The sequence below is a fragment of the Breznakia sp. PFB1-19 genome (genome assembly GCF_029893935.1).
GTDB lineage: Bacteria > Bacillota_I > Bacilli_A > Erysipelotrichales > Erysipelotrichaceae > Breznakia > Breznakia blatticola.
The window spans coordinates 1-12,209 of the sequence record NZ_JARXXJ010000015.1; the positions used below are offsets into that span (position 1 = coordinate 1).

At 33.5% G+C, this 12,209-nt stretch carries 14 protein-coding genes; all 14 read right to left on the reverse strand.

Going from position 1 to position 12,209, the window contains the following annotated elements; all coding sequences use genetic code 11:
- Positions 1 to 191: 191 nt before the first annotated feature.
- The 14 genes from M2098_RS07895 to M2098_RS07960 all read right to left on the reverse strand — a co-directional run bounded on the left by M2098_RS07895 (position 192) and on the right by M2098_RS07960 (position 12,067).
- Positions 192 to 947 carry a DUF975 family protein gene (locus M2098_RS07895; protein WP_134169294.1) on the reverse strand — a complete coding sequence of 252 codons (756 nt, stop codon included), beginning with the start codon at positions 945 to 947 and terminating at the stop codon, positions 192 to 194.
- Between the two features lie 15 nt (positions 948 to 962).
- On the reverse strand, positions 963 to 1,259 hold the full coding sequence (locus tag M2098_RS07900; RefSeq protein WP_280683448.1) for a septum formation initiator family protein: 297 nt from the start codon (positions 1,257 to 1,259) through the stop codon (positions 963 to 965).
- Between the two features lie 40 nt (positions 1,260 to 1,299).
- Entirely contained in the window at positions 1,300 to 1,455 is a 156-nt protein-coding gene (locus tag M2098_RS07905) for a hypothetical protein (RefSeq protein WP_280683446.1), read from the reverse strand.
- A complete protein-coding gene (locus tag M2098_RS07910) occupies positions 1,445 to 1,729 on the reverse strand; it encodes an RNA-binding S4 domain-containing protein (RefSeq protein WP_280683444.1) in 285 nt (94 codons plus the stop codon). Before M2098_RS07910 ends, M2098_RS07905 begins: the two co-directional genes overlap by 11 nt.
- A 7-nt stretch (positions 1,730 to 1,736) precedes the next feature.
- Complete coding sequence (gene mfd, locus M2098_RS07915; protein ID WP_280683442.1) at positions 1,737 to 5,081, reverse strand: transcription-repair coupling factor; 3,345 nt, start codon at positions 5,079 to 5,081, stop codon at positions 1,737 to 1,739.
- Positions 5,082 to 5,088: 7 nt separating this feature from the next.
- Entirely contained in the window at positions 5,089 to 5,649 is a 561-nt protein-coding gene (gene pth / locus M2098_RS07920; RefSeq protein WP_280683440.1) for an aminoacyl-tRNA hydrolase, read from the reverse strand.
- A complete protein-coding gene (locus M2098_RS07925; protein ID WP_134169304.1) occupies positions 5,646 to 5,906 on the reverse strand; it encodes a hypothetical protein in 261 nt (86 codons plus the stop codon). Before M2098_RS07925 ends, pth begins: the two co-directional genes overlap by 4 nt.
- Positions 5,907 to 6,049: 143 nt before the next feature.
- Positions 6,050 to 6,685, reverse strand: a complete 636-nt coding sequence (locus tag M2098_RS07930; RefSeq protein WP_280683438.1) for a CatA-like O-acetyltransferase — start codon at positions 6,683 to 6,685, stop codon at positions 6,050 to 6,052.
- Between the two features lie 163 nt (positions 6,686 to 6,848).
- Positions 6,849 to 7,589 (reverse strand): hypothetical protein, encoded by a 741-nt coding sequence (locus tag M2098_RS07935; RefSeq protein ID WP_280683436.1) that lies wholly within the window; start codon positions 7,587 to 7,589, stop codon positions 6,849 to 6,851.
- Positions 7,590 to 7,749: 160 nt separating this feature from the next.
- A complete protein-coding gene (locus tag M2098_RS07940) occupies positions 7,750 to 8,694 on the reverse strand; it encodes a hypothetical protein (RefSeq protein WP_280683434.1) in 945 nt (314 codons plus the stop codon).
- On the reverse strand, positions 8,678 to 9,259 hold the full coding sequence (locus M2098_RS07945; protein WP_166667555.1) for a signal peptidase I: 582 nt from the start codon (positions 9,257 to 9,259) through the stop codon (positions 8,678 to 8,680). Before M2098_RS07945 ends, M2098_RS07940 begins: the two co-directional genes overlap by 17 nt.
- Positions 9,249 to 10,133 carry an LPXTG cell wall anchor domain-containing protein gene (locus M2098_RS07950; protein ID WP_134169312.1) on the reverse strand — a complete coding sequence of 295 codons (885 nt, stop codon included), beginning with the start codon at positions 10,131 to 10,133 and terminating at the stop codon, positions 9,249 to 9,251. Before M2098_RS07950 ends, M2098_RS07945 begins: the two co-directional genes overlap by 11 nt.
- A 103-nt stretch (positions 10,134 to 10,236) precedes the next feature.
- Entirely contained in the window at positions 10,237 to 11,322 is a 1,086-nt protein-coding gene (locus M2098_RS07955; protein WP_134169314.1) for a hypothetical protein, read from the reverse strand.
- A gap of 97 nt (positions 11,323 to 11,419) precedes the next feature.
- Complete coding sequence (locus M2098_RS07960; protein WP_134169316.1) at positions 11,420 to 12,067, reverse strand: signal peptidase I; 648 nt, start codon at positions 12,065 to 12,067, stop codon at positions 11,420 to 11,422.
- Positions 12,068 to 12,209: the final 142 nt, after the last annotated feature.

Genomic DNA, 12,209 nt, shown 5'->3' on the forward strand with positions numbered 1-12,209 from the left:
CATAACTGGGAGCGGTTCAGAACAAGAGCATTGTATGTCCTAAACGATGACGCTACATATCGGATCTTCGCTACAAAACTATAAAAGACCACAGCAATGTGGTCTTTAAAGAACTTTGGGGTGCCTAGCACCCCATGTTATTTTAAATCAAATTTCTGACTCACCCCAAGTTATTTTGGTGTGCCGTTCTATTAAAATTCTACTGTATTCACGAAATCATCTTGTTGATTGTCATTTGCATTTTGTGAATAGTCTTGATCTGGATAAAGTTTTGATTTTAATTGTTCGTACACATCAAATTGTGTAAGTGTTTTATATGGTAATACATACAGGTTTGAAATACCATAAGAAACAAGAGCCAACATTTCCCATAAAATAAATGATAAATCTAATACAAAGAAATTCAACTTACTTCCTTTACTTAAAATACCTGATTCCGTTAATGTTTCACCAATTCCAAGTTCTGGTTGATCTACGGCGATTTGTTCAACCAAATAGAAACGGAAAGTTAAGTAAATTCCAGGAACAACTAATAATATATATCCAAGTGCTATTATAACATTTTTAACAAACACCTTTAATACAAAGTTAATAAATCCTCCAAATGATGCCAAACTTGAAAACGGTACTGCATCGCTTGCTGTATGTTTTGAAAGATATCCTGCAGATAACATTAAAAAATAATTAAAGAAAGCTACAACCGTTGAAATTAAAAACGATACCGGTATTGTAACAAGCAATGAATTAAAGTATGCTTTTACAACCAAGTTCGCTTGTGATTGTGTCAACGATTCATACGTTGCACTAGCTCCCATCGAAAATGTTGGTGTAAAAAAATTTGCTACAAAGTTAAAAATAATAGGAATGGCTGCTAATGCACCTAAAAACAGTATATTACGGTGCAAAATATTTTTTGCTCTCACCTTCGCTAATTGACGATTAAACATATTCTCCTCCTCTAGTTAATCTTCTGGTAATTTAAATACTTGCTCACCATCACCCTTGGTCAAGTTATACTTACCTCTTGCATAATTGACAACGTATTCTTCGTTATTCAATTTGCTTTTTTCATCTTCAAACTTTGCTTTTTCTTGTCGCAAAGCTTTTAATTCTTCTTCATAACCGGAGATATTTTCACGCAAAGTAAGTGTTAATTGCACTTCTTTTACAACTTGGGCAATGCAGTATATCGATGCAATCATCAACAATGCAAGAATAACATAATGTGATGGTTTTCTTTTTTTCTTTGCTTGAGCCATGTATACCTCCTTTTTATGTAGTTATAGTTTACTTGTTTTATTAGAAGAATTCAACATTTACGCCATATAGTCGATCACGTAAATCCAATAATTCAATATATGACATCGTTTCAAGTTCTTCTTTTGACTTAGCACACATCGGAATTGAGAGTATTTCATCAATCAAGTATTCTATGTTCATTCCTTCAGTTTCCATTTTCTTCTTCCTTTCTTGGATCAATTCGTTTTTCCTCGATTACTTCAAACATTAAGGTCGCATCATTTTTTGATACTTGTTTCGGTGTATCGAGTACTTTTACTGTAAGTTCACGATTTCCAAATTGGATGGTAATCGTATCACCAATTTCTACATTGGTCGCTGGTTTTGCTCTTCTGCCATTGACCATAACTCTTTCTTTATCTGCAAGTTCTTTGCTTACACTTCTACGTTTTAAGATTCTTGCTACTTTCAAATATTTATCTAATCGCATAGTTCTCCTATAATTTGCCACATTGGGCAATAAATTCAATGATCAACTCTAAATAGTTTTTGACTTTTGGTAGTTTTGCTACAATCTTTTTATTTACATATGCAATGCGTATTTCTTTGGAAATGGTTGTCGCTAGTTGGAAAAGTTTAACTCCATCTACACTACTACTCCATTTTTCAGTGAAATTGACTTCGACATCGCGATCTTTTTCTCTAAAACTTTCTACGTGTTTCTCATTCACTAATAAATCCAAACGTTTTTTCTCAAATAACATACCGACTTGTTTTGGTAATTTTCCATATAAGTCTGCTGTATCTTTATATAATCGATTTAGTTTGCTTAATGTTGGCACTCCATCGATTTGTTGGTAAAGGGATAGTTTTTCATAATCTTCCTCTTCGAACTTTTCAGGAATATAGGCATCCACTTTTACATTGGTACGAATGATTTCCTTTTCTGGTTCGATTTTGATTCCTTTACTTTCCTTGATGGCATCATTTAACATTTCTAGATACATATCGATACCTACTGTATCAATAAATCCTGCTTGTTTTGGACCAAGCATTTCTCCTGCACCACGAATGGTTAAATCACGTAATGCAATTTGATAACCTGAACCAAGCTTTGCGAAATCTTTCATTGATTGCAAACGTTTGGTCGCAATTTCACTAAGTTGTTTATTTGGTGCATATAGTAAGTACGCATAGGCTAAACGACTACTACGTCCAACTCTCCCTTTGATTTGATACAACTGACTTAAACCAAAGGTATCAGCATTTTCAACCAATATTGTATTTGCATTTGGAATATCGATTCCCGTTTCAATGATTGTTGTACAAATTAGGACATCGTATTCCTTATTGGTAAATTGAAGCATTACATCTTCTAAGTCTTCTTTTGACATTTGCCCATGGGCAACACCAAAGCGAACCCCTTTCATGTCTTTTGCTAGTTTACTTGCTACACTGTAAATATTTTTTACTTTATTGTAGACATAGAATACTTGTCCATTTCGTGAAAGTTCACGTTCAATGACTTCTTTAATCAAACCATAATCTTTTTCGATTACATAAGTTTGTACACTTAAGCGATTGACTGGAGGTGTATTTAATTGTGATAAGGAACGAATTCCAACAAGTGACATCTGTAACGTTCTTGGAATTGGTGTTGCCGATAAACTTAATACATCAATCGTATTTTTTAACTCTTTAATCTTTTCTTTGTGTTCTACCCCAAAGCGTTGTTCCTCATCGATAATTAATAGACCTAGATCTTTAAATTTAATATCTTTGGATAATAAACGGTGAGTTCCAATAAGTAGATCAATTTTACCTTCGGCTAAATCTTTTTTGATTTGTGTCATTTCCTTTGTTGAAACAAAGCGATTTACGACTTTGATTGTAACTGGAAAATTACGCATTCTAGCAACTGCTGTTTTTACATGTTGCAAAGAAAGAATTGTCGTTGGACATAGAAATGCAACTTGCTTATTATCGGTAATTGCTTTAAAAGCTGCTCGTAAAGCAACTTCGGTTTTTCCAAAACCAACATCTCCACAAAGTAAGCGGTCCATTGGCACTTCACTTTCCATATCTTTTTTGATTTCCTCTGTAGCCGTTTTTTGATCTACAGTTAGTGGATAATCAAAATCATCTTCAAATGATTTTTGAAGTTCACTATCTGGTGCATAGGCATGACCGATATGTTTTTCACGCAACGAATATAATTTAACAAGACGTTCAGCAAGTTCTTTTACATTCGCACTTACTTTTTCTTTTGTTTTTTCCCAGTCTTTCGTTCCTAGCTTGTTGAGCTTTGGACTTGCTCCTTCTTTAGAAACAAATTTACGAACTAAACGAAATTGTTCCAGCGGAACAAATAGTATATCATTTCCTTTATAGACAACCTTTAAGTAATCTTTATGAATGCCATCTTTTTCTTTTGTGACAATTCCTAAGTATTGTCCCACTCCATAAAGTTTATGCACAACAAAGTCACCAGGTTGTAAGTCTTGGTAATGTTGTAAGACTTCAGCATCTTTAAACTTATTTTGATAACGTGCTTTATAGTGTACGGTATCAAATAGTTCTTGTGATGTATAAACTGCAATCTTTTCATTTGTTGCGACAAAGCCACTAGTTAATGGAAGTGAAGCAAATAAGGATTCTAATGACTTGTCAATTTGTAAGAGAAGTTCTTTTTCCATTTCACTTACACTTACATACACTTCATAGTCTTGACTATATGTGCGTATTTCTTCTACTTTTCTTTCTAGTGGAATGTCTAATGTTTGTAGTTCACTAATATTAGAAAATATTGGTTGTTTTACACTGACAAAGCGATGAATTTTCATATCTTTTTTTGTGAAGGTATAAAATTCATAAGCAATCGTATAAATTGGCAACATTTCACCAATTTCACTCATCTCTTGAATATAACCGATATTTTCACCAAATATCTTTTTATGATATTCTTCACAGTCCTCATAACTACTTAAGATACGATATCCAAAGTTTCCATAATCTTGGATACTGTAGTTTTCTTCCAACAGTGAATATAATGCACGATCTGCTGGTTGAAATGCTTTCTTTCCAATTCGTTCTTTAATGTCTTCAAGCAATTCATCATCAGCAAACTTTGTAGATAGTTGATTGATTATTCGTGTTTCTTCAGCTTGCGAGAATAGTATGTCGCTTGCACAAATAATCGTCGCTTCTTGAATCTGTTTTACTGTTTTCTTTGTGGATATATCAAAGAAGCGAATACTATCAATGACATTATCAAAGAACTCAATTCGTATAGGTAAATCATAATTCATCGAGAATACATCAATAATTCCCCCACGGGTTGCATATGTTAGTGGTTGATCTACATAACCAACCTTTTCATAACCTGCTTCAAATAGGGTTTGTTTTAAACTGTCATAACCAATTTCTTGATCAATTTTTAATTCGATAATATGCTCTGCAAACACCTTTGGATTTGGCAAAAACTTAGTATAAGCTCCTACATGTGTAATGATTACTAAGTCATCTTCATGTAATAAGCGATATAAGATTTCTACTTTATTAGCTACTACCTCATTGTTTTGACTTAAGGCTTCAATTCGCATACTTTCTTCTACGCTAAAAAGCAGCACTTTATCTTTTAAGAGGGGGGATAACCGCTCGTAAAGTTTCTGTGCTGTATATAAATTATGTTTCACAATAAGCATGCTTTCTTTTTGCTTTTGGTAGGTTGCAGCAATCATTAAACTCTCTTCAACTTCGCTTAGATTTCCAAGTTGATTACTCTTGGCTGCAAAAGCTTTGAAGGCATCATTGTGCGATAAAACTTTTAGTAAGTTATTCATTCACACCTCACTTCTTGTTGTAGGTTTCCATGACTTGATTGAAACTTTTATTACAGGCTTCAATTGCAGCATCTGCTGCATTTGATACAGCTTGTTGGAAGTCATTTTGATCTTCCTTTGCTACTTTACCAAGTACATAGTCTACGGTAGGAATACGCGGGTCTCGTCCAATTCCTACACGAATTCGACGAAGTTCATCAGTACCTAAATGACGTATGATGCTTTTTACACCATTTTGTCCTCCTGCACTGCCTTTCTCTCGTAATCGTAACTTTCCTACTGGCATATCTAAATCATCATAGATCAATAATATATCTTCATCAGGAATATCAAAGTAATCTGCAATTGCAATGACACTTTCTCCTGAGTTATTCATAAACGTCATCGGTTTAAGTAAACATACCCTCTCCCCTTTTACGAAGGTTTGGGTATACAATCCTTTGAACTTTTCTTGGTTTAGTTCAACACCGAGTTTTCTAGCAATTTCATCTATTACCATAAACCCTGCATTGTGTCTTGTTTTTTCATATTGTTTTCCTGGGTTTCCAAGTCCAACTATTAATTTCATTCTTCTTTTAACCCCTTTCTTCGAACCCGCGCAATTTCATCTTGAATGGCACGATATTGTACACATACAATTTCATTGATTTCATCTACGCTCAAGTTCTTGTTTGCCACAATCGACACTGACAAATCACTTTGCACAATCACTGAAATTTGTCCATCTTTTAAGCGAATGGAACGAATTAGATCATATACAAGTTCTTCTTTTTCTGGTTTCCCAGTATAGCGTGATGTAATTATTGCGCGTTCTTTACTTGCCATCTTTATCCGTCCCTCCGTTATGTATCTATTGTACAACACCACTTCAACTACTTCAATTTAGAAAACCAAGTTTCCTAAAGTCGTTTTATTAGTATATCAATTTCTACATAAAATACTAGAGCAAAATCAAAATTCACAAGTTACTAACTTATTACATTTTCTAGATATTCATCCAATGCTTGATAAAACTGAGCAATATGCAATCCATCAACAAGTGCATGATTACATAGTACCGTAACTGGTATTTCCACTTTACCATTTTGAGATGTATATTTCCCCCATGTAATCCGAGGATTGCTATCAGCAGGAGATGGCGTTGGATTACTTAATGCAATATAAGAAAGCCAATGAAGACTTGAGATGAACAGTAATTCGTTTGCATCTTCTTCATCATCACTTGTACTTCTTGCTTCTCTAGCATCTTCTTGCGCCTTTATAGCATAAGGAAGATACTTTTTAAAAGGCATATTTGTTGATAATGTGCAGTAACAATACGTTCCATCCTCTAATACAACTGTATGCGATGTTTTGCAATCCGCATATTCAGCAATTCCATCATTCATTATACGTTGACGAAATTCAGGCACACTGTTTGCAGCTCTAGCCACACAATAATTAAACGTTAAAAAGAAGGGTAACTTCTTTTCTTTTACCACCTGTATAAACTTTGTAATATCTACTTGTACAGTCAATCCTACATATGGATTTGCCAAACTTTTGAAATATGTAAAATGATCTTTTCTTTTATATACATTCATATCTACTACTTTATAATTCATGTCTTTATCCTCACAGTATCCTTATTGTACAATGCAACAGCTTATTATCAAACCTATATTTCCTGGGAAATATAGAAAAACTAAACCACTAGTCTTATGACTAGGCTATATTGAAATATTCATATTTTTCATTTTTCTACTTGATCAAAACTACACCAACTAACTACTTTATAACTTTTTTCCTTTCAATGAAACACTTAAGCAAGAAAATCCAAAACAATGTCGCAACGAAAGCAGCAAGTATACCCCAAAACATCGTATTTATGGACTTATCCATTATAAATGATAGCTCATTCAATAATGAATATTCTAATTGTGAGTAGATGGTTATATCTAGCGGACAGTTCTTACCATATGTTAGTTTTTCGGCAACAAACACAAAAAGTACAATGATATAATACAATCCAACCAAATCAAACGTTTCTTTTTCATAATATACCTTATACTCCTCTTCCGAGGACAATTTCAACTTTTGTATTTTACTTATATCATTTTTCTTAGTTTGAAAATTAATGTCTCTATATCTACCAAATAACCCCCCAATTATTGTGAAAAAGATCAAAGAATAAAGTTCCGCATTTCTCCCAAATAAATCCAACAGATTTATAATAATCCAAATCAATAGACACGTAGTAGAAATCAAAATATCTCTCTTCGTAATTTTAGCGATGTATCTTAAAGCAATATAAACAACTAGTACAAAAATTACTAAAACAAGCATTTTGATTATAAGATCCATAATCAATAATACATGTTCGCATATCTTTACACTTGCAAAAATCTGTTCTAACCCCTTCAGCACAAGCATTAGAATAATTAAAAATACTAGTTTTATTATTTCGCTTTTAAATTTTTCATCATTTTTTATTGTATCCTGAATTTCATTAATCAATTGTTTTATCATCTTTTCACCTCATCTATATACTTATAATACAACGTAACAAATCCTTCTTTTTAACAATTTTTCTCCAATATATGAATACGGAGATATTTCAAATGAGTATGGAATACTCACCTTTCATAATTCCTTACATGAAAAGAAACACAGTTTTACCCATGTTTCTTTAGTCTACTTGTTGTATTGATAATTTAAAATCGAAATTCACAAATAAGTGATAATCATTATTTGCATAGTTTCCATCTTGTGTAGCTGCCTTCGGTTTTACAAACCCTTTTGTTGCATCATGCATAACATAGACAGACGTATTATTTGTCTCATACTCTTGCATCAGTTGTTGTAAGATTCGATCTTTCTTACATGCATCACACAACGTAGCACTTCCATCTTGTACATCAATTGTATTTAAATTTGTACCATCTATACAGTTATCCCACTTCCATGTAAGCGTTTGGTTTTTAAGTCCGTATAGTTTTCCTAAATCTTCACCAGGTGTAAATGTAGTATCACTAAGTGCTTTATCCATACGCTCTTTGATTGTGCCTAATGAATTTTGTGTACTTAGTGCACTGTCAAATGTTTGAATACCTTCCCCTTTTAAAGTAAAGATAACTGGCCAATATCCATTAGTCTCTGTGACTTGTACTGCATTTTCTAACATATAGTATGTTTTTGCACTATCATATGGACCTTCATCTAAGGTACATGCATCGTTTTCACAAACATAGTAGGTTTGTGGTACATATGTGTATTGCATAAAATCTACAGGTTTCATCATTGCCCAAAACCCATTTCCTAAGAATATATTTTGTTGGTTCAATTCATATGTCAATTCACCATCTACTTCTGGTTTTCCATCAATTGATATATGAAGTCCATCATCATTACTTTCTCCTGGTAAGACAATATTTCTACCAAGCGTGTCTTTTGTTGTAAATAATTTACCTTCAGCTGTAGCTACAGTTCCCCATAATGCAACACGCGCAGAGTTTTGATTTTCTTCTTGTGTCACATACCGACCAAGTACCCCACTTGTTATGGGTAATACAATTAATGAGGCAAGTAGTATAATTGCCACTAGTTTTTTTGCATGTTTATGTATCCAATTCACTGCTTACCTCTCTTTCCGCTTTCGCTTGCTTTAATCTTTCTATTTCTAAACGGACCGTTTCAAGATCCTCTTGTTTGATTTGCTTTTCTTTTGCATATGACATTTCTAATAATAGAAATGCTAACAACAATACGCTTATGGTTCCAAGTGGATGTTTCATCACATTGATAATCGCTCCAACAAAAGGAATACTACAAATGACTTTCCCTTTGATGTTTTCCTTTGTGATTGGATCATCAACCATTCCATTTGCATCACCTTTGGTGTAAATATTATCTTCATCTATACTTACAACACGATGAACGATAAGTTCATACCCATCTTGATACACCACAATATCATCAATAGATACATTTGTTGTATCTTTCACGATAATAAGATCATCTTTTTCTAATGCAGGTTGCATACTTCCCGATAACACAACGGATGCACCATAACCAAATGGAGTTGGTAGTGCATTACCTACGATGGACTGTGCATTATATAAATACACAGTAAATCCAATATAGATTCCAACAATGATAAGAATTGGTGTACGCAAAATGCGTGATTTTCTACTCTTCATCATGTTCTCCATCTTTCTTCTTTTTCCAAATTATGCATGCTACAAGTACAACAGCAATTCCACCTAACATAAGATAATACATTACATTTGTTGTATCTCCGGTGTTTGGATTACGTAGTCCACCATCCGCAATTTGTGAATTTTCATCACTCCATGCATAGGTACGAATCACGACAGTTACAGTTAAGTCTTCATCGACTGCACGATTGCCTAAATAGGTATCAAAGTCATCATCACCTTGTTCAAATGGCCATTCCCAAAACAATGTGTAATACGCATAGTTTTTAGCATACAGACTAGCTTCATCACGAATAAAACTGCCCTTTGCTAGACGCTCCATTCCTTGATCACTACCTAAAAGATAGTCACCAGTATAACTTTTCATCGCAATGTTTACAGGGAAATCAACATCACTTGGACTTGTTAGTACTTCACAGGTCATTTGATATTTTACAGTAGTTGATCCATTATTTTTGATATGAAAGGTGTACTCATTTTCTGTTCCTGGAGCGATTACTTCTTCTCCATTTGAACTTACTACGCTTACTTTTCCATCATCATTTGTATATGTAAGCTTAAAAATTTCAACATCTGTTTCTGTTGACCAAGTTTGTTTATTATCAAAGGTTTCAATCCCCTCTGTATTTTGTTGTGTTCCTACCCCATTGGCATTGTTTGTAATTGCAATAGATGAACTACCGCCTTCATCGTTTGTTTCATCAGATTCCACTGCAACTGATGGAAACAATGAAATTGCTTCTTTTTCAATCTGTGATATGTAAATAAGATGATTTCCTATCACACTTACTGTAATTGCAACACAGATGAAAAGCACACATACCAATAGCCAAATCTTTCCTTTTCTATTTTGCATAGTTCTCCTTTTAAAGAAGCAACAAACAATCTGTCAATTGTTTGCTATTTCTTTAAATATAGCCCTTAGCGCATACCAAGGGCTATATAACATAAACTATAAACTAGTCTCTTTGAGTTATAGTAAGGTTTAAATTAAACATCACTTTAAATGATGATGGACCAAATGGTTTCCCTAAATATGCACCGTCTAATCCTTTTTCTTTCATAAACTCACCTTGCATCCCATTAAATCCTGTTGAAGCAAAGCAATTTACATCAAAATCAGTATCTCCTCTATTTGCTGCCATTACATTTCCAATCATGGTATCTACTTTATCGTATTTTCCGTTTGTAGTTGAATCGTCATGTGTAAATGCCCACTCCCATGTGATTTTAGGCAATGCAGCTTGGCTTAGGTCAGTACCTGATTCAAAATTTACACCTGAAGTCTTATAAACAGCGTTAAACTTATTTGCAATCAGTTCTAGCGTATCTTGTTGGTATGCACTCGCCCCTGTAGGGTTTGTAAATCCATTCCAATCTGTTCCATCTTGGTTCGTCATTTTAAATGTAATCGGATAATAGTCTGGACCTGCGTTTCCATCTGATTTTTCCAAGTTTGCAATTTCTACAGCTTCATAAAAAACATCACCATCTTTTGTGTATCCATTTGTTTTCGCATAGTAACTATCGCTATCTCTAAGAACATATAAATCATATTCGCCTGAATACGCTTTATACTCCGCTTCTGTAGATATACTTGTTTTTTTCATTTGAAAATACTTATCACCTCGAATACGGAAATTTTGTGTTTTCAATTCTCCAGTAATAACACCATCAACCTCTGGTGTTCCTGTTAAATTCAAATTAAACGTATCATTTTTTGTTCCTGGTGCCAGTACATTATCTCTAGTCTTATCAGAGTTAGCTAATGCTGATACACTAATCGAGTTATCAGTTACATCAGTTGTAATTGTATTTCCATTCGCTGCATCTTTGTAGTCTGTTCCAAAGATATTATTGTCAGCGGTCATCACAACACCCCATTTAGCAACACGTGCAGTATTTTCACCAACTGCTGTTGTAGTGTATTTTGCGAAAGTTCCACTTACAATCGCTGTTGTTAATAATGTAACAACTAATAATCCTGATGCAAGACGCATCGATTTATTCTTTTTTAATTCTTTTTTCGTTTTCAAATTGTTCATCTAATCTTTTTTCCTCCTATTAAACATACATCCTTTACTCTTTAAACTATATATTTCACTGTTTTGTTGTGGAGCAAAACAGGTGAAACCACACTAATTACTTATCTTCTTTAGATTGTTCTGCTTTTAGCTTTTCTAGTTCTGCTAAAAGTGCTTCAGTTTCATTAGCACTTGCTTTTTCAAAACCTTTTCTTCTAAAGATGTCATATCCGACAAGTAAGAATAATGGAACAACAACACAGACAATCAAACCTTGTGTTGTTTGCATAAACATTGCAATGTTCCCTGCACCACCAATACGGAAATCATAAATTCCAACTAAGTTTTGTTCTGGTATTGGATCTGCATCATTTGTATTATTGGCATCCCCTTTTGTGATAAATGCCAATTTCCCTTCTACATCTTGTATTTCAACTACACGGTGAGTTACAACTGCATTTTTTTCGCTTTTTGGATCAAAGTAAGTAATAATATCTCCTACTTTAACTTTCTTCGCATCTGTCACATTACAGATAATTAAATCACCTGATTGAATCTCAGGGTACATCGAATCCGTTAACACAATCATTGGTGCTATTCCACCAATACTTGGTACTTTTTCCGGTTCTGTATAACTCTTAACTATTAATGTCACATTGATAATCAATATCGGAATTAAGATGATACTCATAATAATTCCTACAATCGTCAACACTTTGTGCTTTGTCGATGTATTTTTCATTTTCTTTGTTTTCAATTCGCTCATTTATTTTCCCTTCATTTCATTATTCATTCTCGAATAAGTTTATTAAACATAATTAATTAACGAAAATCATATAGAATAACTATATCGATTCTCTCGTTTTTACTCAACGTTATTTCTGTGTCTTTTAACGCATTTTTTGAAC